General features: G+C 72.6%; 24 protein-coding genes. 17 read left to right on the top strand and 7 right to left on the bottom strand.

Annotated features, from left to right (window positions below):
* The first annotated feature begins 3 nt into the window (after nucleotides 1-3).
* The 4 genes from ABD343_RS14255 to ABD343_RS14240 all read left to right on the top strand — a co-directional run bounded on the left by ABD343_RS14255 (nucleotide 4) and on the right by ABD343_RS14240 (nucleotide 5140).
* Entirely contained in the window at nucleotides 4-1317 is a 1314-nt protein-coding gene (locus ABD343_RS14255) for a cytidylyltransferase domain-containing protein (protein ID WP_344527814.1), read from the top strand.
* A 180-nt stretch (nucleotides 1318-1497) separates the two neighbouring features.
* Nucleotides 1498-2439, top strand: coding sequence for an N-acetylneuraminate synthase family protein (locus ABD343_RS14250; protein WP_344527812.1), 942 nt, complete (start codon nucleotides 1498-1500; stop codon nucleotides 2437-2439).
* A 169-nt stretch (nucleotides 2440-2608) separates the two neighbouring features.
* Entirely contained in the window at nucleotides 2609-3745 is a 1137-nt protein-coding gene (locus tag ABD343_RS14245; protein WP_425578178.1) for a hypothetical protein, read from the top strand.
* A 249-nt stretch (nucleotides 3746-3994) separates the two neighbouring features.
* Nucleotides 3995-5140 (top strand): FAD-dependent monooxygenase, encoded by a 1146-nt coding sequence (locus tag ABD343_RS14240; protein ID WP_344527810.1) that lies wholly within the window; start codon nucleotides 3995-3997, stop codon nucleotides 5138-5140.
* A 25-nt stretch (nucleotides 5141-5165) separates the two neighbouring features.
* Here the strand turns inward: ABD343_RS14240 and ABD343_RS14235 are convergent, their stop codons facing one another.
* On the bottom strand, nucleotides 5166-5729 hold the full coding sequence (locus ABD343_RS14235) for a flavoprotein (RefSeq protein ID WP_344527808.1): 564 nt from the start codon (nucleotides 5727-5729) through the stop codon (nucleotides 5166-5168).
* Between the two features lie 215 nt (nucleotides 5730-5944).
* Here ABD343_RS14235 and ABD343_RS14230 point away from each other — a divergent pair, with 215 nt between their 5' ends.
* From ABD343_RS14230 to ABD343_RS14200, 7 genes are all read left to right on the top strand, one after another.
* Entirely contained in the window at nucleotides 5945-7228 is a 1284-nt protein-coding gene (locus tag ABD343_RS14230) for a M20 family metallopeptidase (protein ID WP_344527806.1), read from the top strand.
* Nucleotides 7229-7495: 267 nt separating this feature from the next.
* Nucleotides 7496-8530 (top strand): BMP family lipoprotein, encoded by a 1035-nt coding sequence (locus ABD343_RS14225; protein ID WP_344527804.1) that lies wholly within the window; start codon nucleotides 7496-7498, stop codon nucleotides 8528-8530.
* 181 nt (nucleotides 8531-8711) lie between these two features.
* Nucleotides 8712-10391, top strand: coding sequence for an ABC transporter ATP-binding protein (locus tag ABD343_RS14220; RefSeq protein WP_425578192.1), 1680 nt, complete (start codon nucleotides 8712-8714; stop codon nucleotides 10389-10391).
* Nucleotides 10388-11515: an ABC transporter permease gene (locus tag ABD343_RS14215; RefSeq protein WP_344527802.1), complete on the top strand. Its 1128-nt coding sequence runs from the start codon at nucleotides 10388-10390 to the stop codon at nucleotides 11513-11515. Before ABD343_RS14220 ends, ABD343_RS14215 begins: the two co-directional genes overlap by 4 nt.
* On the top strand, nucleotides 11512-12825 hold the full coding sequence (locus ABD343_RS14210; protein WP_425578177.1) for an ABC transporter permease: 1314 nt from the start codon (nucleotides 11512-11514) through the stop codon (nucleotides 12823-12825). Before ABD343_RS14215 ends, ABD343_RS14210 begins: the two co-directional genes overlap by 4 nt.
* Before the next feature lie 4 nt (nucleotides 12826-12829).
* Nucleotides 12830-13231: a cytidine deaminase gene (locus ABD343_RS14205; RefSeq protein WP_344527800.1), complete on the top strand. Its 402-nt coding sequence runs from the start codon at nucleotides 12830-12832 to the stop codon at nucleotides 13229-13231.
* 39 nt (nucleotides 13232-13270) lie between these two features.
* The gene (locus tag ABD343_RS14200) at nucleotides 13271-14554 is read left to right on the top strand and encodes a thymidine phosphorylase (RefSeq protein ID WP_344528570.1); all 1284 of its coding nucleotides are present in this window, start codon (nucleotides 13271-13273) and stop codon (nucleotides 14552-14554) included.
* A 148-nt stretch (nucleotides 14555-14702) separates the two neighbouring features.
* Here the strand turns inward: ABD343_RS14200 and ABD343_RS14195 are convergent, their stop codons facing one another.
* Nucleotides 14703-15539 (bottom strand): oxidoreductase, encoded by an 837-nt coding sequence (locus ABD343_RS14195; RefSeq protein WP_344527798.1) that lies wholly within the window; start codon nucleotides 15537-15539, stop codon nucleotides 14703-14705.
* 120 nt (nucleotides 15540-15659) lie between these two features.
* On the opposite strand from ABD343_RS14195, the gene ABD343_RS14190 reads away from it, so the two are divergent.
* Nucleotides 15660-16571 carry a LysR family transcriptional regulator gene (locus ABD343_RS14190; protein WP_344527796.1) on the top strand — a complete coding sequence of 304 codons (912 nt, stop codon included), beginning with the start codon at nucleotides 15660-15662 and terminating at the stop codon, nucleotides 16569-16571.
* On the opposite strand, the gene ABD343_RS14185 is transcribed toward ABD343_RS14190, so the two are convergent.
* Nucleotides 16523-17845 (bottom strand): MFS transporter, encoded by a 1323-nt coding sequence (locus tag ABD343_RS14185; protein WP_344527794.1) that lies wholly within the window; start codon nucleotides 17843-17845, stop codon nucleotides 16523-16525. The two genes, ABD343_RS14190 and ABD343_RS14185, sit on opposite strands and share 49 nt — an antisense overlap.
* A gap of 92 nt (nucleotides 17846-17937) precedes the next feature.
* On the opposite strand from ABD343_RS14185, the gene ABD343_RS14180 reads away from it, so the two are divergent.
* Nucleotides 17938-18909, top strand: a complete 972-nt coding sequence (locus ABD343_RS14180) for a LysR family transcriptional regulator (protein WP_425578176.1) — start codon at nucleotides 17938-17940, stop codon at nucleotides 18907-18909.
* Nucleotides 18910-18995: 86 nt separating this feature from the next.
* Entirely contained in the window at nucleotides 18996-19967 is a 972-nt protein-coding gene (locus ABD343_RS14175; protein ID WP_344527792.1) for a class I SAM-dependent methyltransferase, read from the top strand.
* Nucleotides 19968-19974: 7 nt separating this feature from the next.
* On the opposite strand, the gene ABD343_RS14170 is transcribed toward ABD343_RS14175, so the two are convergent.
* On the bottom strand, nucleotides 19975-20544 hold the full coding sequence (locus ABD343_RS14170) for a TetR/AcrR family transcriptional regulator (protein WP_344527790.1): 570 nt from the start codon (nucleotides 20542-20544) through the stop codon (nucleotides 19975-19977).
* A 361-nt stretch (nucleotides 20545-20905) separates the two neighbouring features.
* Here ABD343_RS14170 and ABD343_RS14165 point away from each other — a divergent pair, with 361 nt between their 5' ends.
* The gene (locus ABD343_RS14165; protein WP_344527788.1) at nucleotides 20906-22129 is read left to right on the top strand and encodes a serine hydrolase domain-containing protein; all 1224 of its coding nucleotides are present in this window, start codon (nucleotides 20906-20908) and stop codon (nucleotides 22127-22129) included.
* A 108-nt stretch (nucleotides 22130-22237) separates the two neighbouring features.
* Here the strand turns inward: ABD343_RS14165 and ABD343_RS14160 are convergent, their stop codons facing one another.
* Nucleotides 22238-22996 carry an alpha/beta hydrolase gene (locus ABD343_RS14160; RefSeq protein WP_344527786.1) on the bottom strand — a complete coding sequence of 253 codons (759 nt, stop codon included), beginning with the start codon at nucleotides 22994-22996 and terminating at the stop codon, nucleotides 22238-22240.
* Between the two features lie 152 nt (nucleotides 22997-23148).
* Between ABD343_RS14160 and ABD343_RS14155 the strand changes: the two genes are divergently transcribed.
* On the top strand, nucleotides 23149-24279 hold the full coding sequence (locus ABD343_RS14155) for an adenosine deaminase (RefSeq protein ID WP_344527785.1): 1131 nt from the start codon (nucleotides 23149-23151) through the stop codon (nucleotides 24277-24279).
* A gap of 188 nt (nucleotides 24280-24467) precedes the next feature.
* Nucleotides 24468-24797, top strand: coding sequence for an ATP-binding protein (locus tag ABD343_RS14150; protein WP_344527784.1), 330 nt, complete (start codon nucleotides 24468-24470; stop codon nucleotides 24795-24797).
* A gap of 75 nt (nucleotides 24798-24872) precedes the next feature.
* Here the strand turns inward: ABD343_RS14150 and ABD343_RS14145 are convergent, their stop codons facing one another.
* Entirely contained in the window at nucleotides 24873-25070 is a 198-nt protein-coding gene (locus ABD343_RS14145) for a PspC domain-containing protein (protein ID WP_344527783.1), read from the bottom strand.
* Between the two features lie 94 nt (nucleotides 25071-25164).
* Nucleotides 25165-25734 carry a VanZ family protein gene (locus ABD343_RS14140; RefSeq protein ID WP_344527781.1) on the bottom strand — a complete coding sequence of 190 codons (570 nt, stop codon included), beginning with the start codon at nucleotides 25732-25734 and terminating at the stop codon, nucleotides 25165-25167.
* Between the last annotated feature and the right edge of the window lie 18 nt (nucleotides 25735-25752).

Below are 25752 nucleotides of genomic sequence, written 5' to 3'. Positions count from 1 at the left end.
ACCATGTCCTCCACCACTCCGGGAACGCCTGGCATCCCCAGCCCCCGCGTGAGCCCCCGCGTCCTCGCGGTGATCCCCGCGCGCGGCGGCTCCAAGGGCGTCGCCGCGAAGAACCTGGCCCCCGTCGGCGGTGTGCCCCTCGTGGCCCGCGCCGCGCGCGAGTGCCTGGCGGCGCGGCACATCACCGACGTCGTCGTCTCGACGGACGACCCCGCCATCGCCGCCGCCGCGAACGCGGCCGGCGCGGAGGTGGTGGAGCGCCCCGCGGAGATCGCGGGCGACCTCGCCAGCAGCGAGGCAGCCGTCCTGCACGCCATGGACGTCTACGAGGAGCGGCACCGCCAGCCCCTGCACACCGTGCTGCTCGTGCAGTGCACCAGCCCGTTCCTGCTCCGCGAGGACGTCGGCGAGGTCGCGGCGGCGGTCATCGAGGACGGCGCGGACAGCGCGCTGACGGTGGCGCCGTTCCACGGGTTCGTGTGGCGGGAGACGGCGGATGGTCTCGACGGCGGTGCTGGTGACGGTGCTGGTGACGGCGTTTCCGAGGAGGACGCCGCCGCCGGGGCCCGGGGGGTGAACCACCACCGTTCCGTACGGCCGCGTCGGCAGGACCGGCCCGAGGACCTGCTGGAGACGGGCGCCGCGTACGCGATGGACGCCATGGGCTTCCGCGAGGCCGGGCACCGGTTCTTCGGGCGTACGGCGCTCGTACGGACCGATCCGGCGCGCGTACTGGAGATCGACGATCCGCACGACCTGGCGCGTGCGCGGGCGCTCGCGCCGCTGCTGGACGCCCGTCCGCCGAGCGGGCGCGCGGGCGCGCTTCCGACGCGGGACGACATCGACGCGGTCGTCCTCGACTTCGACGGCACGCAGACCGACGACCGGGTCTGGGTCGACACGGAGGGCCGCGAGTCCGTCGCGGTGCACCGCGGGGACGGCCTCGGGATCGCCGCGCTGCGGCGGGCCGGGCTGGAGCTGCTGATCCTGTCGACGGAGCAGAACCCGGTCGTGGCGGCCCGGGCCCGGAAGCTCCGGATCCCGGTGATGCACGGCATCGACCGCAAGGACCTCGCGCTCAAGCAGTGGTGCGAGGAGCAGGGCATCGCCCCCGAACGCGTGCTCTACGCCGGGAACGACGTGAACGACCTGCCCTGCTTCGGCCTCGTCGGCTGGCCCGTCGCGGTCGGCGACGCGCACGACGTCGTACGGGCGGGCGCCGCGGCCGTCACCACGCGGGGCGGCGGCGACGGCGCGATCAGGGAGATCGCGGGGTGGCTGCTGGGGGAGGGGCTGGCGGGGGACGGGCAGGCGTGAGCGTTCCCGCGGGGCCCACCCACAAAGGAATCACCCGCCCACCCGGCACCCCCCGCCCCGGCGCCCACCCAGACCCGCCGCCCCCGTGCCACCGCCCAACCTAAGCCCGCACCCCCCACCCGCCCCGCCCCGACCAACCCCATCCCCATCTGTCACCACCAAAGAAAGAAACCGCTGAAAATGACGAACCAGAACCCTCGCCTCCGCACCCTCGGCTCCAAGACCGCTGGCCCGGGTCGCCCCGTCTACGTCACCGGTGAGATCGGCATCAACCACAACGGCGACCTCGACAACGCCTTCGCCCTCATCGACGCCGCCGCCGAAGCCGGCTGCGACGCCGTCAAGTTCCAGAAGCGCACCCCCGAGATCTGCACCCCGCGCGACCAGTGGGACATCGAGCGCGACACCCCTTGGGGCCGGATGACCTACATCGACTACCGGCACCGCGTCGAGTTCAACGAGGACGACTACCGCGCCATCAGCGAGCACTGCGCCGAGCGCGGCATCGACTGGTTCGCCTCCCCGTGGGACGTCGAGTCCATCGCGTTCCTGGAGAAGTTCGACGTCCCCGCGCACAAGGTCGCCTCGGCCTCCCTCACCGACGACGAACTCCTGCGCGCCCTCCGCTCCACCGGCCGCACCGTCATCCTCTCCACCGGCATGTCCACACCGAAGCAGATCCGGCACGCCGTCGAGGTCCTGGGCAGCGAGAACATCATCCTCTGCCACGCCACCTCCACCTACCCGGCGAAGGCCGAGGAACTGAACCTCCGGATGATCCACACCCTCCACGAGGAGTTCCCGAACGTCCCGATCGGCTACAGCGGCCACGAGACCGGCCTCCAGACCACCCTCGCCGCCGTCGCCCTCGGCGCCGTCTTCGTCGAGCGCCACATCACCCTCGACCGCGCCATGTGGGGCTCGGACCAGGCCGCGTCCGTCGAGCCGCAGGGCCTCCAGCGCCTCGTCCGCGACATCCGCACCATCGAGGAGTCCCTCGGCGACGGCGTCAAGAAGGTCTACGACAGCGAGCTGAAGCCCATGCAGAAGCTCCGCCGCGTCAAGGGCGTCGTCGCCGAGACGGAGGAGGCGGACGAGACCCGCCAGCCCGCCACGGTCTGACGAGAGGCGCACCCGGCGTACGCGTCGCACCCCGGCGCACCCGGCCCGACCAGATCCGTCACCCGGAACGCCATCCGGAACGTCATCGGCACGGCACCCGGAACGCCACCGGAACCGCATCCACCCGAACAACCACCCACACGCAGCCCTCACGAAGCGGAGTGAGCCCGTGTCCCTCCCCCGCGAACCCTCCGGAACGGGAGCGGCGGAGCACCATGAGCCGGACGGGGCCCTCGCCCTGGTCGAGAGCCCCGTCCAGCTCCTCAACGTCCTGGAGTGGGCCCATACGCACCACCGCCACGCCCCCTCGGCGCTCACCCTCGTCATCCTCCCGCCGCACGACCCCATGACGCGGGGTCAGCTCCGCCGCATGGTCGAGCTGGCCCGCGACGAGGGGATCACCGTGCGCTGGGAGGAGGCGCGGGGCGGGGCGATGTCCAGTCTCACCTCGCTCCTCTCCCTCACGGGCGAGATGCGCCGTGCCCGCACCCTGGTCATCGGCGACCCCTTCTCGCGCTACGTCCAGCTCCTCCTCACCGTGACCTCGGCCCGTACCGCGCACCGCATCACCGTCGTCGACGACGGCACCGCGACCATGGAGTTCGTCAGCCAGCTCGCCCAGGGCGAACGGTTCGTACGCTGGCACCGCAAGGGCACGGGCGGCGTACGCGCCATAGTCCGCAGCATGCTCTTCGCGCCCTTCTCCCGCCGCGCCCGCCGCCGCCTGACGCCCCGCGAGGGCCAGACGGTCGAGGTCTTCAGCGCGATGCCCGTCGAACCGCCGCCCGGCGTCACGGTCACAGCGAACGAATTCGCCTGGACCCGTTCCCGCTTCGGCCCGCCCCGCCTCGCCCGCGGCACCGACCTCGTCGGCACGTCCCTCGTCGAGACGGGCGTGGTGGACACCGACCGCTACCTCGAAGCGGTCGCGGGCCTGGCCCGTACGTACGGCGCGACCCGCTACTTCGCGCACCGCCGCGAGAGCAGCGAGAAGCTCCAGCAGGTCAGCGCGGCCACCGGCCTGGAGATCGTCCGCCCGGACCTCCCCCTCGAACTCGTCGCCCGCCGGGGCCCGGTGGGCCACACGATCCTGAGCTTCCCCTCCACCGTCGTCCACACCCTCCCCCTCGCTCTCGCGGGTACGAGCGTCACGGTCGCGGTCTGCGACGTCGACCCCGCCTGGCTCACCCGCAGCGCCTCCCCCCGAGCGGAAGGCTTCCTCGCCGGCGTCACCGGCACGGCCAGAGGAGCCCGCAAACTCGGCGGCACCCCGGCAACCCCCGAAACAGGCGCGGCCAGCATCTGACGGAGACGGCGCCGCCTTCGCCCCGGCAGGAGCACCTCGACGAGACCGCCCTGCCCGCGAGCACCCCTGAGGAACGGAGCCCACCCCGACGCCCCCGACTGGCTGTTCGAGGACCTGGCGCGGATCGACGCAGCGCCGACATGGTTGCCCGTTGCCCTAACGAGAACAAAAAAGTGCCAGTTCCTAAACCCTAACCGTTAGGGTTATCCTCGTTCGCAGGAAGCACGGAGGACGGCGAAGGGGTGGGCTATGCGTACGGTGATCGTGGGGGCGGGGCTGGTGGGGCTGACCACCGCGGCTTCGTTGCGGATGATCGGGCACGAGGTCACCGTGCTGGAGCACGCGCCGGAGGTGCGGGCCGCGGGCGCGGGCATCGGGCTGTGGGCCAACGCGCTGCGGGAGTTCGACGCGATCGGCATCGGCGACGACGTCCGCCGCATGGGGGAGTCCGTCGACGCCTGGTTCTACGAACCCACCGGGCGCCCGCGGCGTGCGGAGAGCTACGACCCGGCCGCCCACCGGTTCCTGATGGTGCCGCGGCCGGACCTGACCAACCTCCTCGCCGACACCGTCGGCAGGGACCGGATCCGCCTCGGCACACACGTCACCGGATTCACCGAGCACGGGCATGGGCACGGGCACGCAGACGAACACGGGCACGGGCACGGGCACGACCCGCAGGTGAGCGTGCACCTCGCCGACGGCGCGCCCCTGCGCGCGGACCTGCTGATCGGCGCGGACGGTGTGTACTCCGACGTACGCGCCGCCCTGGCGCCCGGCAGCGCGGCGGTCGAACACCCCGGCAACTACGCCTGGCGGGCCGTGCTGCCCTCGGGCGACGAGCGGCCGGAAGGCACGTTCGTCACGATCGGCCCCTCGCGGACCCGGGGCGGGTACACCCGGGTCGCGCCGGGCCGGACCATGTGGTGGATCGGCCAGTTCGACGCCGGTGAACTGGCCGGAACGAAGAGGGAACGGGCGCTGACCCGGGCCCGTCACGTGGCCGAGTCCGGCTGGCACGACGAGCTGTTGGCGATGATCGCCGCGACCCCGGAGGAGGCGATCCTGGAGAACCAGATCATGCACGTCCCCGAACTGCCCCGCTGGACCAGCGCCCGGGTCGCGCTGATCGGGGACGCCGCGCACGGCCTCTCCCCGCACATCGCGGCGGGCGGCACCCTGGGTATCGAGGACGCGGGCGTCCTCCGCGCCGAACTGGCGCGAGAGGGGGACGTCGCCGCCGCCCTCGCCCGCTACGAGCACGCCCGCCGCGCCCGGTTCGAGCAGGTGCGCGCGCACGCCGACGCCGTCGAGCACGCCGACGGCGCCGCCGAGAGCGCCGAACGCTACGCCGCCTTCAGCGCCTGGATGCTCACCACCGCCCCCGCCACCTGAGCGCGGGCCGGGCCCTGCCGCGTACCTAGCCCCGCCCGGCCGCGTCCCGCCCCGCGGCCTCCCCCGCCGCCCCCAGCCCCAGCCCCCACGGGTAGTCCGCCCTGTAGAACTCTCCCGGGGGGCGGGGGACGAAGCCGCCTTTGCCGTACAGGACGCGGACTCCCGCGATCCGCAGGGCTGCCACGCTGCGGTCGAACTGGGGATGCGTCGCGTACGCGGCGTTCACGCACGGCATCAGCGCCATCGGCCACCTCTTCCCGATGCCCTCCGCGACGTACGCGGCGACGAAGTGCGGGGTCAGGCCGAGGGCGAAGGTGTTCACGGAGTTGAGGGTGGCGGGGGCGATCAGCGTGGCGTCGGCCTCGGGCCAGGGCCACTCCTCGTCCGGGCGGCGCGGGGCGCTGCGCACCGGCTGTCCCGTACGGGCCTCCAGCGCGGAGCGGGTACCCTCGCCGAGCCAGTCGGCGGCGGTGGGGGTCAGGCCGACGCACACGGTCCAGTTGTCGGCCAGGGCCTGTTCGACGACGGAGGGCAGGTCGAGGACCGGCGGCGCGGCACAACCGAACAGATAGAGCACACGGGACGACATGGCCGTATCCCACCACAGGGCAGCCTCCCGTCCTACGGGCCGCCACGGGGCCGGAGCGTCCCTCCTACGCCAGCAGTCTGGCGCGGCGAGCGCAAAGTTATACCCATCCCCATACGGACATAACCGCCGCACAGCCTAGTTTTTCTTCCCCTGTGCGGCTGAACTTTGGTGGATCTCTAGTCAGTTGACGAGGTGAACGGCCTACTCTTCCGTTCATGAACGAACTCCTGTCCCCTGCACCGGAGGTGGACACACGCCCGTCCGGAGCCGGCGACGCCGGACCCGGCGGCGTCCGCACCGAACTGCCCGGCAGAACCACCGAAGCCCTCCTGCGCGAGCTGATCGCCTTCCGTCGCGACCTCCATATGCATCCCGAGCTGGGGAACCAGGAGTTCCGTACGACCGCCGCGCTCAAGTCCCGGCTGGAGCAGGCCGGGCTGCGCCCCCGGGTGCTCGCGATGGGCACGGGTCTGATCTGCGACGTCCACCCGGACCTCGCCGAAAGCGCACCGCGCGACGCGCGGCCGATGCTCGCCCTCCGCGCCGACATCGACGCGCTCCCGATCCCGGACACCAAGGACGTGCCCTACCGGTCGACGGTCCCCGACCGGGCCCACGCCTGCGGGCACGACGTGCACACCACCGCCGTCCTCGGCGCCGGGCTCGTCCTCGCCGACCTGGCCCGCGCGGGCCGCCTGCCCTGCTCGGTGCGGCTGCTGTTCCAGCCCGCCGAGGAGGTGCTGCCGGGCGGCGCCGCCGACGCCGTCGAGTGCGGCGTGCTCGACGGGGTGGGCCGGATCCTCGCCCTGCACTGCGACCCGCGCGTGGACGCGGGCCGTATCGGGCTGCGGCCCGGCCCCATCACCTCGGCCTGCGACCGGCTGGAGATCACCCTCAGCGGCGCGGGCGGCCACACCGCGCGCCCCCATCTGACCACCGACCTGGTGACGGCGGCGGCGAAGGTCGTCACCGAGGTGCCCGCGCTGCTCTCCCGCCGGGTCGACGCGCGCGCCGGGCTCGCCCTCACCTGGGGCCGTATCGAGGCGGGCCACGCCTGCAACGTGATCCCGCAGCGCGCCGAGCTGTCCGGCACCCTGCGCTGCCTCGACCTGGACACCTGGCGCGAGGCGCCGGACCTGGTGCACGCGGCGGTCGACGAGGTGGCGACGCTGCACCGCGCCAAGTGCGAGCTGAACTACGTGCGCGGGGTGCCCCCGGTCGTGAACGAGCCGGGGGTCACGGCGCTGCTGCGCGAGGCCATGACCGCGCGGTTCGGCGCGGACTCCGTGGAGTCGACCGAACAGAGCCTGGGCGGCGAGGACTTCTCCTGGTACCTGGAGCGGGTGCCGGGCGCGATGGCGCGGCTGGGCGTGCGTCCGCCGGGGGACCGCCGTACGCGCGATCTGCACCAGGGCGACTTCGACGCGGACGAGGCGGCCATCCCCACCGCCGTCGACCTCCTCACGGCCGCCGCGCTCCTCGACGACGTCACGCGCTGACCCACCGCCGCACCCGTCTCCAGCCCCGTCCCGCTGTCCGGGGCTGGAGGGAAGAAGGGGGATTCGCCGGGGATTCGCCCCTCGCAGGGGGTACGGGCCGGTTGGCGGGGGCGTCGGAGTGGCCCCTACGCTGCGATCCGATAACGGCCCGCGCACTGTCTTCTGCCGGAATTCTACGCGCGTTAATGTGTGCCGAAAGCAGCGCCGGAAGAGGCGCTCGCGCGCTTCCGCGCTTCTGCGCTTCCGAGAGTCGAAGGGGACGTCCTCTTGCGTCGGGTAACAAGGCTTGCCGCCGCGGCCACCGCCACCGCGGTCCTCGCACTGACCGCCACCGCGTGCGGTGAGAGCTCTACGGAGTCTGGCGGTAAGAAGAAGAACAAGGGCGTCGGGCTCGCCTTCGACGTCGGCGGTCGCGACGACCACTCCTTCAACGAGGCCGCCGCGCGCGGCACCGACAAGGCGGAGAAGGAGCTGGGCGTCAAGACCAAGGAGATGACGGCCGGGAACAACGAGACCGAGGCCACCCGCGAGCAGCGGCTGACCTCCCTCGCCGAGGCGGGCTACAACCCGGTCATCGGCGTCGGTTTCAACTACGGCAAGTCCATCAACAAGGTCGCCAAGGACTTCCCCGACACCACCTTCGGCGTCGTCGACTCCGGCTCCCAGCGCAAGAACGTCGTGGGGATGACGTTCGCCGAGCACGAGGCGTCGTACCTGGTGGGCGTGGCCGCGGCCAAGAAGACCAAGAAGAAGAAGGTCTCCTTCATCGGCGGCGTGGACAACGCGCTGATCCAGAAGTTCGAGGCCGGGTACGTCAAGGGCGTCAAGGACACCGACCCCAAGATCAAGGTCGAGACCGACTACCTCTACAAGGAGTCGGACAAGGGCTTCAACGACCCCGCGCGCGCCAAGGACATGGCCAAGGGCATGCTCTCGCGCGGCAACGACGTGATCTACAGCGCCGCGGGCCAGTCCGGCGCGGGCTCGATCGAAGAGGTCAGCAAGGTCAAGGGCGCCTGGGCCATCGGGGTGGACTCCGACCAGTACCGCCAGAAGGGCCTGGAGAAGTACAAGAAGGCCGTGCTGACGTCCGCCGTCAAGAACGTCGACGTGGCCGTGTTCGAGCTGGTCAAGTCGGTGAAGGACGGCAAGCCGCTGTCCGGCAACCAGACCTTCTCGCTCAAGGAGGACGGCGTCTCCGTCGCGACCTCCGGCGGGTTCATCGACGACATCAAGGGCGACATCGACAAGGCGTCCAAGGCGATCGTCGACGGCAAGATCAAGGTCCCCTCGAAGCCGTAGCCCCGCGGGGGCGCAGCCGATGACAGGGAGCGCCGTCGCGCGGGACACCTGACCGCCGCCGCCGGACCGGGGACCCGTCCCCGCCCGGCGGCGCGGCGGGTCCGTGCGGGCCGCCGCCCCCGAGGTCGGCGGCCCGCGCGTCCTCTGTCGTCACAGCGCCCCGCCAGGGGAGGAGTACGTCATCACACCCTCAACGAAGAAGAGCAGCGGCACACCGCCGGGTGAGAGCGGAAGCGGTCTCGCCGTCGAACTGCGCGGGATCACCAAGCGGTTCCCCGGCGTCGTGGCCAACAGCGACATCGACATCGCGGTCGGGCGCGGCACCGTCCACGCGCTCGTGGGCGAGAACGGGGCCGGCAAGTCGACCCTGATGAAGATCCTCTACGGCATGCAGAAGCCGGACGAGGGCACCATCGCGATCAACGGCGAGCAGGTCTCCTTCGGCAGCCCCGCCGACGCCATCGCGCGCGGCATCGGCATGGTGCACCAGCACTTCATGCTCGCCGACAACCTCACGGTGCTGGAGAACACGGTCCTGGGCGCCGAGGGGCTGCACGGCATCGGCGGCCGGGCCCGTAAGCGGATCATGGAGCTGTCCGACGCGTACCAGCTCGGTATCCGCCCGGACCTCCTCGTCGAGGACCTCGGCGTGGCCGACCGGCAGCGCGTGGAGATCCTCAAGGCCCTCTACCGCGGCGCCCGTACGCTGATCCTCGACGAGCCCACGGCCGTGCTCGTGCCGCAGGAGGTCGACGCGCTCTTCGACAATCTGCGCGAGCTGAAGTCCGAGGGTCTGACCGTCATCTTCATCTCCCACAAGCTGGGCGAGGTCCTCTCCGTCGCCGACGCGATCACCGTGATCCGGCGCGGCACGACGGTCGCGTCCGTACGGCCCGAGGACACGACGCCCAAGCAGCTCGCCGAGCTGATGGTCGGCAGCGAGCTGCCGTCGGCGGAGACCCGCGAGTCGACCGTGACGGACACCCCGATGCTGCGCGTCGAGGACCTGCACCTGTCGGCGACGGACCCGGACGGGGTCGTACGGGCGGTGCTGGACGGCATCTCGTTCACCATCCACAAGGGCGAGGTCCTCGGCGTCGCGGGCGTCGAGGGCAACGGGCAGGCCGAGCTGGTCGAGGCCATCATGGGCATGCGCGACCCGGACGGCGGCGTGCTCAGCCTCGACGGCCGGGACATCTCGCACGCCCCGACGCGCAAGCGCCGTGAGGACGGCATCGGCTACATCCCCGAGGACCGGCACCGACACGGGCTGCTGCTGGAGGCCCCGCTCTGGGAGAACCGCATTCTCGGGCACGCCACCGAGCCGCCCAACACCAAGGGCCCTCTTTTCGGCGTTCTCGGGCTCGAACTCCTCGACCTCAAGGACGCCCGCCTCGACGCCACGCGGATCGTCTCCGAGTACGACGTGCGCACGCCCGGCATCGAGGTCACCGCGGCCAGCCTCTCGGGCGGTAACCAGCAGAAGTTCATCGTCGGCCGCGAGATGAGCCACCACCCCAAGCTGCTGATCGCCGCGCACCCGACGCGCGGCGTGGACGTCGGCGCGCAGGCGCAGATCTGGGACCAGATCCGGGAGGCGCGGCGCGAGGGCCTGGCGGTGCTGCTGATCTCCGCCGACCTCGACGAGCTGATCGGCCTCTCGGACACGCTGCGCGTGATGTACCGGGGCCGGCTCGTCGCGGACGCGGACCCGGCGACCGTGACCCCCGAGGAGCTGGGCTCCGCGATGACGGGCACGGCATCCGGCCACCTGGAGCACCCGGAGGACGCGGAGGCGCCGGAAGGCGAAGCGCTGGAGGACGCGACGTCGGAGGACGAAGCGCCGGAGGACGAACGATGAGCCAACTCGAAGGTCTCCGCGCGAAGTTCACCAAGGAGAAGCTGATCCTGGCGCTCGCCGCGCCGGTGCTCGCGATCGTCGCGGCGCTGATCCTCTCCTCGCTCGTGATCATGGCGAGCGGCAAGGACCCGTTCCACGCGTTCACCGTGATGATCGACTTCGGCTCGAAGAGCGACAGCCAGGTCTGGATCATCAACAAGGCGATCCCGTACTACCTCTCGGCAGCCGCCGTCGCCATCGGCTTCCGGATGAACCTCTTCAACATCGGCGTGGACGGGCAGTACCGCGTCGCCGCGTTCTTCGCGGCGGTCGTCGGCGGCGCGCTCTCGCTGCCCGGCGTGCTGCAGATCCCGATCATCATCATCGTGGCGATGGCGGTCGGCGCGGTCTGGGCGGGCATCGCGGGCATCCTGAAGACCACGCGCGGCGTCAGCGAGGTCATCACCACGATCATGCTGAACTCGATCGCGGGCTCGCTGATCGGCTACTTCCTCTCCGAGGACCGGCTGGCGGTCAAGGACGGCAACCTCTTCCACACCACCAACCTGCCGTCCTCCAGCCACTTCTTCACCATCCCGACCGACCCCAAGCCGATCTACGGCACGATCGTGATCGCGGTCGTCATCGGCCTGGCCTACTGGTTCGTGCTCGGCCGCACCCGCTTCGGCTTCGACCTGCGGGCCGTGGGCCGCAACGAGTCGGCGGCGGCCGCGAGCGGCGTCAGCGTCAAGCGCATGGTCGTCACCAGCATGCTGCTCTCGGGCGCCGTCGCGGGCCTCGTGGGCATGCCGACGCTGCTGAACGAGTCGTTCAACTACGGCACCGACTTCCCCGCGGGCGTCGGCTTCACCGGCATCGCCATCGCGCTGCTCGGCCGCAACCACCCCATCGGCATGGCCTTCGCCGCGCTGCTGTGGGGCTTCCTCGAACGGACCGGCATCCAGCTCGAATTCGAGGAGTACGCGCAGGAGATCGTCGGCGTCATGCAGGGCGTGATCGTGCTGTGCGTCGTCATCGCGTACGAGACCGTGCGCCGCTACGGGCTCCGCGCCCAGCAGCGCAAGGTCGGCGCGGAACTCGGCGCGCGGAACGGGAACAAGGAGAAGGCGGAGGTGTCCGCGTGAGTACGCAAGCCACGGTCGCGCCCAAGGGCCCGAACGGGTCCAAGGCCGCGCCGGACACCGGGCGGCGACGGCTGACGTACCCGGTGGTCCTGCTGATCATCGCGGGCGGGCTCGTCCTGTTCTCCCTCACCCGCATCGTCACGGGCTCCGACCAGCTCACCGACAGCGGCCAGTTCTCCTCCGCGCTCGGCGCGGCCGTCCCCATCGGCCTCGCCGGACTGGGCGGCCTGTGGGCCGAGCGGGCCGGGGTCATCAACATCGGCCTCGAAGGCATGATGATGCTCGGCACGTTCGCCGCCGGGTGGATCGGCTGGCAGCACGGACCGTGGGCGGCGGCCCTCGCGGGCATCCTCGGCGGCGCGCTGGGCGGGCTCCTGCACGCCCTGGCCACCGTCACCTTCGGCGTCGACCACATCGTCTCCGGTGTCGCCATCAACATCCTCGCGCTGGGCCTCGTCCGCTATCTCGCCAAGCTCTGGTTCGGCGGCGAGGGCAGCGAGGCGCAGGCCGCGGGCGGCAACACCAAGCAGTCGCCGCCGATGGACGACATGCCGACGTTCACCGTGCCGGGCCTGTCCGACGGGCTCCATTCGATCGAGAAGCACGGCTGGTTCTTCGTCTCCGACCTCGCGGGCATCCTGCGTTCCCTGGTCCACGAGGTGTCCTGGCTGACGCTGCTGACCGCGGTGCTCTTCGTGGGGAGCTTCTTCGTCCTGTGGCGCTCCTCGTTCGGGCTGCGCCTGCGGTCCTGCGGCGAGAGCCCGACGGCCGCCGAGTCCCTCGGCGTCAACGTCTACCGGTACAAGTACGCGGCGCTCACCGTCTCCGGCGCGCTCGCCGGGCTCGGCGGCGCGTTCCTCGCCATCGGTGTGCACATCTACCAGGAGAACCAGACGGGCGGCCGCGGCTACATCGGCCTCGCCACCATGATCTTCGGCAACTGGCGGCCCGGCGGCGTCGCGATGGGCGCGGGCCTCTTCGGCTTCATGGACGCGCTCCGGCTGCGCGCGGGCGGCCCGACCGTGCACGCGCTGCTGCTGCTCGTCGCGGTGCTGCTGGTGGGCCTGGCGATCTGGAAGCTGCGCGGCGGCCTGGCCGCCGCCCGGCGTGCCGCCAAGATCCAGGCGGGCGTCAGCCTCATCATCGCCGTACTGCTGGTGCTCTGGTACGCGCTGACCGACACCGTCGCGCTGGAGTTCGTCGAGATGACGCCGTACGTCACGACGCTCCTCGTGCTCTCCCTCGCGGCGCAGCGGCTGAGACCGCCGAAGGCGATCGGCAAGACGTACCGCAGAGGCGAGGGGACGTGAACCGGTGACCGCCACCGACGGGGTCGACTGGGAGGCCCTCAGGGCCCGGGCCCGCGAGGCCCTGGCACGGGCCTACGCCCCCTACTCGGGCTTCCCCGTCGGCGCGGCCGCCGTCGTCGACGACGGCCGCGTGATCACCGGAGCCAATGTCGAGAACGCGTCCTACGGCGTCGGCCTGTGCGCCGAGTGCGGCCTCGTGTCGGCGCTGTTCGCCACGGGCGGCGGCCGGCTGGTGGCCTTCACCTGCGTGGGCGGCGACGACGCACGTGTCGTCGCGCCCTGCGGCCGCTGCCGTCAACTGCTGTGGGAGCACGGCGGACCGGGCCTGCTGCTGGAGTCGCCCTCCGGCATCCGGCCCCTGTCCGAGCTCCTGCCGGACGCGTTCGGCCCGGAGGAGCTTCCGTAGCCCCCGGGACCCACCGAAAGGAAGCACCACATGGTCGAGATGGACGCCATCTCCGTCATCCGCGCCAAGCGCGACGGACACGCGCTGACCGAGGCGCACATCGACTGGATCATCGACGCCTACACCCGGGGCGAGGTCGCCGACGAGCAGATGTCGGCGCTCGCCATGGCGGTCTACCTCAACGGCATGGACCGTGCGGAGATCGCCCGCTGGACCGCCGCGATGATCGCCTCCGGCGAGCGGATGGACTTCGGCTCGCTGCCCCGCGCGACCGCCGACAAGCACTCGACGGGCGGCGTCGGCGACAAGATCACCCTGCCGCTCGCGCCGCTGGTCGCCGCCTGCGGCGCGGCCGTGCCGCAGCTCTCCGGGCGCGGCCTCGGCCACACCGGCGGCACCCTGGACAAGCTGGAGTCGATCCCGGGCTGGCGCGCCTCGCTCTCGAACGAGGAGATGCTGGACGTCCTGCGCGACGTCGGCTCCGTCATCTGCGCGGCCGGTGACGGCCTCGCGCCCGCCGACAAGCGGCTCTACGCGCTCCGCGACGTCACCGGCACCGTCGAGTCCATTCCGCTGATCGCCTCCTCGATCATGTCGAAGAAGATCGCGGAGGGCACGGGCTCGCTCGTCCTGGACGTCAAGGCGGGCTCGGGCGCGTTCATGAAGAACCTGGACGACGCGCGCGAACTCGCCGCCACCATGGTCGAGCTGGGCACCGACCACGGCGTACGGACGGTCGCGCTGCTCACCGACATGTCCACCCCGCTCGGCCGCACGGCGGGCAACGCGCTGGAGGTCCGCGAGTCCGTCGAGGTCCTCGCGGGCGGCGGCCCCGCGGACGTCGTCGAGCTGACGGTCGCGCTGGCCCGCGAGATGCTCGACGGCGCAGGACTGGGCGACGCCGACCCCGCCAAGGCCCTCGCGGACGGCCGGGCGATGGACGTATGGCGCCGCATGATCGCCGCGCAGGGCGGCGACCCGGACGCGCCCCTCCCGCGCGCCCGCGAGCAGCACGTGATCACGGCCCCGTCCTCCGGCGTCCTCACCCGCCTCGACGCGTACGCGGTCGGCCTGTGCGCCTGGCGCCTGGGCGCGGGCCGCGCGCGCAAGGAGGACCCGGTGCAGGCGGGCGCGGGCGTCGAACTGCACGCCCGCCCCGGCGACCGCGTCCTGGCCGGCGCCCCCCTCATGACGCTCCACACGGACACCCCGGAAACCTTCTCCTACGCGGAGGCGGCCCTGGCCGGTGCGTACGAGGTGGGGCCGTCGGAGGCGTTCGAGCCCTCCCCCCTGATCCTGGACCGCATCGCACCCTCTGCGTGAGTTCCGTCCGCTCGCGCGGTTCCCCCCGCCCCTTCGGGGCGCATCCTCCGCGGAGAGGTCGCCCCATCAGGGGCGCGGGGAACTGCGCGCCCGGCCACAGCCACACCCGCAGTCTGCGACATACGGTCAGGGGCAGCCCCTGCCCAGTTCAGTCACCCAGCAACGTGTCGCGGGAGACCTTCTCCCAGGCCGTGACGTCGGCGCGGACCGAGTCGAGGTGGGCCAGCACGGCGTCCACCGCGTCGCCGCCCAGCGGAAGCCGCAGCGGCGTGCGGTCGGCGTCGAGGGCACGAAGGATCGCCGTCGCCGCCTTCGCCGGGTCGCCCGGCTGCGTGCCGTCGGAGGCGGCGACCATGCGCCGGGTCGGGCCCACCGTCTCCTCGTAGTCCTCCGAGCCCTCGACCGGGGCGCTGACGGGGTCGCCGGAGAAGAGGCCGGTGCGGAAGGCGCCGGGCTCGACGATCAGGACGTCGATGCCGAGCGGCGCGACCTCCGCGGCCAGCGCCTCGGACATGCCCTCCAGCGCGAACTTCGTGCCGCTGTAGGCGGAGAAGCCGGGGAACGACATCTGGCCGCCCATGCTGCTCATCTGGACGATCGCCCCGGACCGCCGGGCCCGCATGTGCGGCAGCACGGCCCGTACGAGCGCCGCCGGGCCGAAGACGTGGACCTCGAACAGGTCGCGCAGCTCCGCCTCCGTGGTCTCCTCGGCGGCGCCGACGTGGGTACGGCCCGCGTTGTTGACCAGGACGTCGATACGGCCGTGCCGCCCGACCACGTCCCGTACGGCCGCCTCGACGGCCGCCCCGTCGGTCACGTCCAGCGCCAGCGCCTCGACCCGGTCGGGGTGCGCGGCCACCAGGTCGTCCAGCGGGGCGGTGCGGCGTGCGGCGGCGACGACGATGTCGCCCGCGACGACCGCCGCCTCCGTGAGCGCCCGCCCGAATCCGCTGCCGCCGCCGGTGATCAGCCATACCTTGCTCATGAGTTCCGTCCTCCCGTGGATGCCCCCGTGGATGCCCCCGGGGGAGCCCCGTGGAAGCCGCTGTGCCGAACAGACTTCCGCCTGTGCCCGTTGCCCGTCCAAGACCTGTCGTGATAGCTGATGGTTATGGACGTGCACGGGAGGGACCTGCGGTACTTCGTCGCCGTCGCCGAGGAGTCGCACTTCACGCGCGCCGCCGAGCGGCTCTATGTGTCGCAGCCCGCGCTCAGCAAGCAGATCCGGATGCTCGAACGGCAGCTCGGGGCCGAGCTGTTCGTACGCGACCGGCAGGGCGTGCGGCTCACCCCGGCGGGCTCGGCGCTGCTGCCGCACGCCCGCCGCGTGCTCGACGCCTGGGACACCGCCGCCGAGGAGGTCGAACGGGCCGTACGGGAGCAGCGCGAGACCCTCGTCGTGGGCATGAGCACCAGCCCGGGGCGCAGCGGCCTGCTGCCCTCTGTGCGGTCGCGGCTGAGCGAGCTGCGCGACGTGGCGAACGTACGGCTGCGCCAGGTCCCCTGGGACGACCCGACGGCGGGCCTGGCGGACGGCGCGTGCGATGTGGCGTTCGTCTGGCTGCCGCTGCCCGCCGCCGAGCGCTACCGCTGGCTGGTCGTCGCCTCCGAGCCCCGGCTCGTCGCGCTGCCCGAGTCCCATCCGCTGGCCGCGCGAGAGGAGGTGGACTTCGCCGAGCTGCTGGACGAGCCGTTCCTCGCCCTCCCGGAGAGCGCGGGGCCCCTGCGCGATTTCTGGCTGGCGCTCGACGCGCGCGAGGGCCGCCCGCCGCGGATCGGCGCGGAGATCTCCAGCACGGAGGAGACGTACGAGGCGCTGGTCGACGGCCGCGGCGTCGTCCTGGTCGCGACCGGCAACGCGCCGCTGATCACCCTCGGCGGCGTCGTCACGCGCCCGGTCCGCGGCATCACGCCCAGCCGGCTGGCGCTCGCCTGGCGCGCGGACGACCGCGGCCCGCTCGTGCGCGACTACGTGCGCGCCTGCGAGCGGGCCACGGGAGGGGTCATGGGCGCCTGAGCCGTACGCGCCGCCGCCGTACGGGAAGCGACGGCGGCCTGCCGCGTCGCGTAGAGCGTGACGCCGCCCGCGAGGGTCATCGCGGCGAGGCCCAGCGCGACGGTCGCCGCCCAGCCGCCCGCCGCGAAGGCGAGGGCGCCGAGGGCGCCGCCGAGCGAGCTGCCGATGTAGTACGCCATCTGGTAGAGCGCCGAGGCCTGCGCCGCGCCCTCGGTCGCCGTACGGCTCACCGAGCCGGAGGCCACCGCGTGGCCCGCGAAGAAACCGGCGGTGATCAGGACCAGGCCGAGCACGATCGCGGCCAGGCTGTCGGCGAGGCTCAGCAGCAGGCCCGCCGAGGCCGTGCCGATGCCGAGGTAGAGGGTGCCGCGGCGGCCGAGCCGCGCGTTGAGCCGCCCGGCCGTGGCCGAGGCGACCGTCCCCACCAGGTAGATGACGAAGATCGAGCCGACGAGGCCCTGCGAGAGGCCGAACGGCTCGGCGACCAGGCGGTAGCCGATGACCGTGTACACGGCGCCGAAGACGACCATGAACAGCAGCCCGATCGCGTACAGCCGCAGCAGCAGCGGGTTGCCGAGGTGCCGCCTGACCGTGCCCGCTACCTCGCGGGGCCGCAGCGAGGCGGGCGTGAAGTGCCGCGCGGGCGGCACCAGCAGCCGGAACGCGACGGCGCACAGCAGCGAGGTCAGCGCCACCGAGCCCAGCCCCGCGCGCCAGCCCCAGGCCTCCGTGATCCAGCCGGTGAGGATGCGCCCGCTCATCCCGCCGACGCTGTTGCCCGCGACGAACAGCCCGACGGCGCCGACGAGATGGCGCGCCTTCACCTCGTCCGCGAGGAACGCCATCGCCGAGGCGGGTACGCCCGCGACGGCCGCGCCCTGGAGGGTGCGCAGCGCGATCAGCGTGCTCAGGTCCGGCGCGAACGGGATGAGCAGCGCCAGCGTGACGGCCACCGCCATGGAGAGGGTGAGCATCCGGCGCCGCCCGAAGCGCTCGGAGAGCGCGGCCAGCGGCAGCACGGCGACGGCGAGGCCGATCGTCGCGCCCGAGACGGTCCAACTGGCCTGGTCCGGCGCCGCGCCCAGGTCGTGGGAGATCTCCGGGAGCATGGCCTGCGTCGAGTAGAGCAGCGCGAACGTCGAGAGGCCCGCGGCGAAGAGCGCGAGCCGCATCCGCCCGTGCCCGGGGTCGCCGGGGCTGAGCTTCGTCGCTTCGGGATCAACGGGACTGGCGTCCGCCGGTTCGACGGACGCCCTGGTATCAGCAGGAGGCATGCCATGAACGTACGGCGGCCCTTTTCATCCGTCCAATGCACGGAACTGTCAAAATCGTTCCACTGACGCATCACCGCAGCTAGGGACGTGCCATGTCACCGTCACGCAACAACAAAGACACTTCCGTCACACCGGGCACGGTGGGGGAGGAGGGGTCGGTCTGGGGCATGGCGCTCACCCCGCGCCTCGCCCAGTTCGCCGCCGCCGCCCGCCACGAGCACGTGACCCGCGCCGCGCACGAGCTGGGCGTGCCCCAGTCCTCCCTCAGCCGCGCGCTCGCCCGGCTCGAAGGGGACCTCGGCGTCGCCCTGTTCGCCCGCCACGGCCGTACCGTCTCGCTCACGCCCGCGGGCCGTACGTTCCTCGCCTCGGCCGAACGCGCGCTCGCCGCCGTCGAGCAGGCCGCCGAGTCCGTGCGCTCCGACGCCGACCCCGCCACCGGCAAGGTCGCCTTCGGCTTCCTCCACACCCTGGGCTGGGAGACGGTGCCCGGACTGCTGCGCGAGTTCCGCGCCGAACACCCCCGGGTCCGCTTCTCGCTCGTCCAGAACTACGGCGAGGCCATGCTCGACCGCCTCCGCGCGGGCGGCCTCGACCTGTGCCTCACCTCGCCCGTGCCGGGCCCCGAGGCCCCCGACCTCGTCGCCCGCCGCCTCGACGAACAGCGCCTGCGCCTCGTCGTCCCCGACGACCACCGGCTCGCCGCCCGTAAGAGGGTCCGGCTCGCGGAGGCCGCCGACGAGTCCTTCGTGACCCTCGAACCCGGGTACGGAATGCGGCGCATCCTCGACACCCTGTGCGCGGAGGCCGGGTTCCGGCCGCGGATCGCCTTCGAGGGCGAGGAGGCCGAGACGATCCGCGGCCTCGTCGCCGCGGGCCTGGGCGTGGCGCTGCTCCCGCCGCCGGTCATCGCCCGGCCCGGCGTCCGCGAGCTGACGGTCACCGCGCCGCGCGCCGTGCGGGAGATCGGCCTCGCGTGGCGCGCGGGGCACCCGGACACGGCGCCGGTCGCGGCGTTCAAGAAGTTCCTGCTCGGCCGCAGGGGTCAGTTGCTCTCCGGGTGAGATTTCCCGGAAACGGCAACGGGAATTGCCGTGACCCGGAGGAGTCGGCACGCTCGCCGTACGTACGTGAGGAGCGAGGAGGACCCGTGAGCGCACACCACCACGGCCCAGGGCACGGCCACGGCCACGGCCACGGCCACGGACATGGCCACGGCCACGGCCACGGACACGGTCATGGCGACGGCGAGGGCGACTACGACTTCGACTGGGAGGCCATGGCGGACCGCCTCGAACGCGAGGCCGAACTCCGCTCGGACGCCATGGAGGAGTCGGTGGCCTGGCTGCGCGGCCTGCTGCTGGAGGGCGGCTGCGGTGCGGCCAGCGTCGGCCGCGTCATCGACCTGGGCAGCGGCCCCGGCGTGAGCACCGCCGCGCTCGCGCACGGCTTCCCGCAGGCCGAGACCGTCGCCGTCGACGGCGCGGCCGGGCTCCTGGAGCGCGCCCGGGCCCGCGCGGCCCGCGAGGGCCTCGCCGACCGGGTCACCGCCGTCCGGGCCGACCTCCCCGAGGGGCTCGACGGGCTGGGCGCCGCCGACCTCGTCTGGACCAGCCACGTCGTCCACCACCTCGGCGACCAGCAGGCCGCGCTCGGCGCGCTCGCCGGGACGCTGACCCCGGGCGGCGTGCTGGCCGTACGGGAAGGGGGCCTGCCGCTGCGCTTCCTGCCCCGCGACATCGGCCTCGGCCGCCCCGGCCTCCAGGCCCGGCTGGACGCGGCGAACGAGGAGTGGTTCGGGGAGATGCGCGACGACCTGCCGGACGCGGTGCGCACGGTGGAGGACTGGCCCGCGATGCTCGCGGCGGCGGGCCTCACGCCGACCGGCAGCCGGACGTTCGTCACCGAGCTGCGCGCCCCGCTGGGGGAGACGGCGCGCGAGCACCTCGTCGCGTACGCGTCCCGTGCCCGCGAGGCCCTGGCGGACCGCCTCGCGAAGGACGACGTGGACACGCTCGACGCGCTCCTGGACGACGCCTCGCCCCACTCCCTCCGCACCCGCCCCGACGTCTTCCTCCTGGTCGGCGCGACGGTGCACACGGGGATGAAGCGGGCGGCGTAGGAGCGAATCAGGCGACGCTGCGGGCGACGAGCGTCTCGATGATGTGGTCGATGCCGTGCGGCTCCAGCAGGCCCGGCACGGTCAGGTCGTCGACGATGACGCCGAGCATGGCGAGGTAGAGCAGGAGGACCGTGTCGCGGTCGCCGGGCAGGCCCGCGTCCAGGTGCCAGGCGATGTTGCTGTCCAGCATCTCGGTGAAGGCGCGGGTCAGGTCCTCCTGCAGCCCGGGGCGGCGGGTGGCCTCCAGGCGCAGCTCCAGCATGGCCATATGGCTGCTGCGGTCGCCGCGCATCCGCTCCACGAGCTGGCGCAGCAGCGTCACGTTCAGCCGCTGGTCCGGCTCGGCCTTCATGGTCTCCGCCATCTCCTCCGGGTCCGGGGTGAGGCGCTCGGTGGTGCGGGCCATGATCTGGCGGAGCAGCGCGTCGCGGTCGGCGAAGTAGTTGGTCGTGGTGCCGGTGGGGACGCCGGCCTCCTTGTCGACGGCGCGCAGCGTGAGGCCCCGCGACCCCTCCTTGGCGAGGACCTCGATGGCGGCGTCGAGCAGCGCGGTGCGCCGGGCCGGGTTCTGTCTCATGAGCGGGCTCCTGGGGATCGGGCGGGAAAGGGCGTTGACACCACTGCGGGTGCAGTACTACGTTTTGACCACTGCAAGCAGAGTACATCAAGCGCCGTTCCTGATGAGGAGACCAGATGCGAATCCAGGCCCCGAACCAGACGCAGAACCGGCACCGCCCTCACCGTGGCAGCCGCCCCCAGCACGCCCCGATGCCCCGTTCCCTCCCGCCCCGCCGCCCCCTCCCCAAGCCGGGCACCCGCCGCTAGGGGGTGTCCGGGTGGCCCTTAAGGGAGGAGGGCGTGGCGGGTGGTCCACAGGGGCGAGGCGGGGCAAGTCCGGGCGTTCTAGCGTGAGTTCACCCGAGGGTGAGGAGAGCGGAATGCCCAGACGTACCCGCGTGATCGGCGCCGTGTGCGCCGCTGCGGCGGCGCTCACGGTGAGCGCGGCGGCCCCGGCGCACCCGGCGCACGCCGCACGGACCCCCGCCGCCGCGCCGGACACCATGAACGAAACGGCGACCGACACGAGGACGTACGACGACACCCGCCGCATCCTGCGGCGGCTGACCACCGCCGACGGGGCGCCCGGCGCGCTGGCCGAGGTGGATGTCCGCCACCACGGCCGTACGGCGATGACCAGCGGCGTCGCGGACGTCACCACCCGCGCGCCGATGGCGCCCGACAGCCGGTTCCGGGTCGGCAGCATGACCAAGACCTTCACCGCGACCGTGGTGCTGCAGCTCGTCGGCGAGCACCGGGTCGCGCTCGACGCGCCGGTCGAGCGCTATCTCCCCGGGCTGATCAGAGGCAACGGGAACGACGGCCGCGACATCACGGTGCGCCAGCTCCTCCAGCAGACCAGCGGCCTGCCCGACTTCCTCGAACACCTCACCCCGCAGCGCGTCATCGAGCACCCCTTCACCCACTACGACCCGGAGGACCTGGTCGGCCTCGCGCTCGACCACCCCCGGCAGTTCGAGCCGGGCACCGAGTGGAAGTACTCGAACACGAATTACATCGTCGCCGGAATGCTCATCGAGAAGGTCACCGGCAAGCCCTACGGGACGGAGATCGAGCGCCGAGTCCTCCAGCCGCTCGGCCTGCACGACACCTCCGTCCCCGGCGACGACCCCCGCATCCCCGGCACGCACCCGCGCGGCTACGTGAAACCGCCGGGCTCCGGCCTCCTCGACCGCACCCGGTACAACCCGTCCGTCGGCGGCGCCGCGGGAGGCATGATCTCCAGCGGCAGGGACATCAACCGGTTCCTCGGCGCGCTCCTGGAGGGGCGGCTGCTGCACCCGGCCGAGATGCGCGCGATGATGACGACCCGGCCGACCGGCAACCCCAACGGGCGCGCGTACGGCCTCGGACTGGAGAGCCTCCCGCTGCGCTGCGGCGGCCTCTTCTGGGGCCACACCGGCGACAGCCTCGGCTTCCAGACGGCCGCGGGCGCCACGAAGGACGGCCGCCGCGTGACCGCGATGGCCAACCTCGACCCGGGCGGCACCGAGGCCCAGGACGACGACATGGACGCCCTCGTCACCACGGCTCTGTGCGAGGCCGAGGCCACCAAGGGCCACGCCCACGGCCACGGTCACTAGAGGGCCACTAGGGGGCCACCAGAGGTCCCGCGGCCCCGGCCGGGTGACCCTCGGCGCCCGCGCCCGGCCCTCGTGATCCGGTTCCGTACGGTCTCGGTCCCGGCGTCCTCAGTCCCGCAGCGTCTTCCCGAACCCGGAGGCCAGCGGCATGCGCAGGCCCAGGGGCGGGGGAGCGGCCATCGCGTCGGTGAGGGGGCGGCTGAAGTCACGCCCGCAGAGGGTGCCGAGGACGAAGTCGCGGGCCAGCGCCGTGACCTCGGCGGCGTGCTGGCGGAGCCCGTGCCCGTCGCTGTGGACCTCGAAGCGGCAGACGGAACCATTCACCTTCTTCGCCCTTTCCGCGTAGCGGAAGGACAGCTCGGGGTCGGTGCGGCTGTCGTCCGTGCCGTGCGCGAGCAGCACCTTGCGGCCCACCAGGTGCTTGACCGGCTCCGACTCGGCGGCCGTCCCGTCCGGCAGCCACGGCGCCAGGCCCAGCACCGAGACGACGGCCGGGTGCCCGGCGGCGCGGAGCGCGGCGCGCGCGCCCACGTCCGTACCGGCGAGGCAGACCGGGACGTCGCCGTATCTGCGCACGACCTCCTCGACCGCCCACTCGGCGTCCCGCGCGGGGTGCGCCGCGTCGCCGTTCCAGCCGCGGAAGCGGTAGTGGAGGACGTGCGCGGTGAGCAGTTCCTCGCGTGCGGCGCGTGCCAGACGGCGCGCCAGCGGGAGCGCGGCGGCCGTGGCGACGGCGGATCCGCGCCGTACGCTCTCGGCCGCGCCGCCTCCCGGCAGCACCAGTACCACGGCCTGGGGAGCCGTGCTCACGGCCCCCATCGGCCGTCCCAGTCGTGCTTCCCTTTCGGGCAACGCTCGCTGAGCCATGGCAGAACGATGGCAGAAGTCGCGGTGTACGGAGTGGAGAGCGCGATCACCATTCCGTATCACTGTGTCCGGGGCGTGCCCCAACCGCGCCCCGGGCGACCGAAGTTGAGCGAACGGATGCGTTCTACGCGCGTAGGAGCTAGAGTGCCGAAATGGTAAGCGAATCCCTCAGCACCGTCCCCAACAGCGAGCAGATCCGCCGCGCCCCCAAGGCCCTGCTCCACGATCACCTCGACGGCGGGCTCCGCCCCGCCACCGTCGTCGACCTCGCCCGCGAGACCGGGTACGACGCGCTGCCGGAGACCGACGCCGACCGCCTGGAGACCTGGTTCCGCGAGTCCGCCGACTCCGGTTCGCTGGAGCGGTACCTGGAGACGTTCTCGCACACCGTCGGCGTGATGCAGACCCGCGACGCGCTCTTCCGCGTCGCCGCCGAGTGCGCCGAGGACCTCGCCGCCGACGGGGTGGTCTACGCAGAGGTCAGGTTCGCGCCCGAGCAGCACCTGGAGCGGGGCCTGACCCTGGAGCAGGTCGTCGAGGCGGTGAACGAGGGCTTCCGCGAGGGCGAGCGCCGCGCCCGCGAGGCGGGCCGCCGGATCCGCGTCGGCGCGCTGCTCACCGCGATGCGGCACGCGGCCCGCGCGCTGGAGATCGCCGAGCTGGCCAACCGCTACCGCGACCTGGGCGTCGTCGGATTCGACATCGCGGGCGCCGAGGCGGGCTACCCTCCCACCCGCCACCTCGACGCGTTCGAGTACCTCAAGCGGGAGAACAATCACTTCACCATCCACGCCGGAGAGGCCTTCGGGCTGCCCTCGATCTGGCAGGCCCTCCAGTGGTGCGGCGCCGACCGCCTGGGCCACGGGGTGCGCATCATCGACGACATCCAGGTGAACGACGACGACACCGTCAAGCTGGGGCGCCTCGCCGCCTACGTGCGCGACAAGCGCGTCCCGCTGGAGCTGTGCCCGACCTCGAACCTGCAGACCGGCGCCGCCCCCTCGTACGCCGAGCACCCCATCGGGCTGCTGCGCAGGCTCCACTTCCGGGCGACCGTCAACACGGACAACAGGCTGATGAGCGGCACGAGCATGAGCCGCGAATTCGAGCACCTCGTGCGCACCTTCCACTACACGCTCGACGACATGCAGTGGTTCACCGTCAACGCGCTGAAGTCCGCGTTCATTCCTTTCGATGAACGTCTCGCCATGATCAATGAAGTCGTCAAGCCGGGGTACGCGGCGCTGAAATCCGAATGGCTGTTCAGGGATTCCGCCCGCTGACCCTTGTTGACCAGCGGTTCTGCCGTCGCTCCTCCGGGTGGTGACGGCGCGGAAAAGCGGCCGTGACGGCGCGGGAACTCTTTCGTTCCCGGCGACTCCCGGCCGCTTCGACGTGTTTGCCAGTGCTCCGAATTCCTGGCTACGTTCGCCGGGCTGCTCAAGCCCCCATCACGAGGACGTAGTTACAGATGAAGAAGGCAACCAAGAAGTCCCTCGGCGTCGTCGCGCTGGGCACGGTCATCGCCGCCGCGGGCGCCGGCGTCGCCTCCGCCGCCGGTCCCACCGACACGCTCGGCACGGTCGGCGAGACCGCCACCACCGCCGTCGACAACATCTCCGCGGCCGACCTCCCCGGCGAGGTGGCGAAGACCCTCGACGCCACGGGCAAGTCCCTCAACGGCGGCCAGAAGGGCGGCGCGACCGACGAGACCTCGCTGGCCGGCGGCGAGACCTCCCCGGCGCCGGGCGGCGGCATGGTGGGCGGGCTCCCGCTCGGCAGCCTCCCGCTGGGGAAGTGAGCCCCGGGCCCACACACGTACGACGGCGGGCGTCCCCTCATCGGAGGGACGCCCGCCGTCGGCGCGCCCGGAGCGTCACCAGGCCGTCTTGCGGTCCTCGGAGGGCAGCAGGGCCCACAGCGCCAGGTAGAGCAGGAACTGGGGGCCGGGGAGCAGGCACGAGGCCACGAAGAGGACGCGCATCGTCGTCGGGGTGGTGCCGAAGCGGCGGGCGAGTCCGGCGCACACACCGCCGATCATCCGGCCTTCACGCGGGCGGGCAATTGCGGACATGTCAGGGACTCCTTCGCTTCGAGGGAATTGCTCGGGCTCGTTCGTTTTCCATCTGCTTTCGACGGTAGAACGGCCCGCCCTCCGAGGCGTCGGGCTACGGGGCGATGCCGACCCTGGTCGCTCTCGGGGTCGATCCCTGAGCCCCCTCCTCCCGCAGGGGGACCCGCGTACGGGCCCGGGGAGGAGACGGCGGCGTCCGGTCGCGGCCCCGGATCCAGCGCCGCAGCGGCGGGAAGAGCAGGAACTGCGCGAGGGCGACCCCCGCGGTGTTCAGCAGCACCGAGTCGACGTCGACGACCTGCCCGGGCACCCCGGTCTGCAGCAGCGCTATGCCGAGCGAGACCATCGCACCCGCGAAGACCGTACGGGCGGCCGTGCCCAGCAGCGGGCGGTGCAGCCGTCCGGCGGCCAGCGGCAGGAGCACCCCGAGCGGGGCGAGCAGCAGCAGCCCGCTCCCGATCCCCTCGAACGCGGCGCGCGGCCCGTCGGCGAGGTCGGAGCGGATCGTGGCCAGCGGATGCAGATTCGCGGGCGCCATCCAGGGCACCGACAGCGGGCGCAGCGTCAGCCATCCGACGAACAGCAGATGCGCGGCCAGCAGGAGAAGTCCCGCGACGCGGATTCGGGGGTCGGCGGTTTCGCCGCCGGAGCCAAGGCGCTGCACGCTTCTGAGGACGTCACC

Origin of the sequence: Streptomyces albiaxialis (assembly GCF_039530985.1) — a bacterium.
In the GTDB taxonomy this organism is placed as follows: domain Bacteria; phylum Actinomycetota; class Actinomycetes; order Streptomycetales; family Streptomycetaceae; genus Streptomyces; species Streptomyces albiaxialis.
Note: the sequence above shows the minus strand (reverse complement) of the source record. Positions and strands in the feature narration are given on the sequence as shown.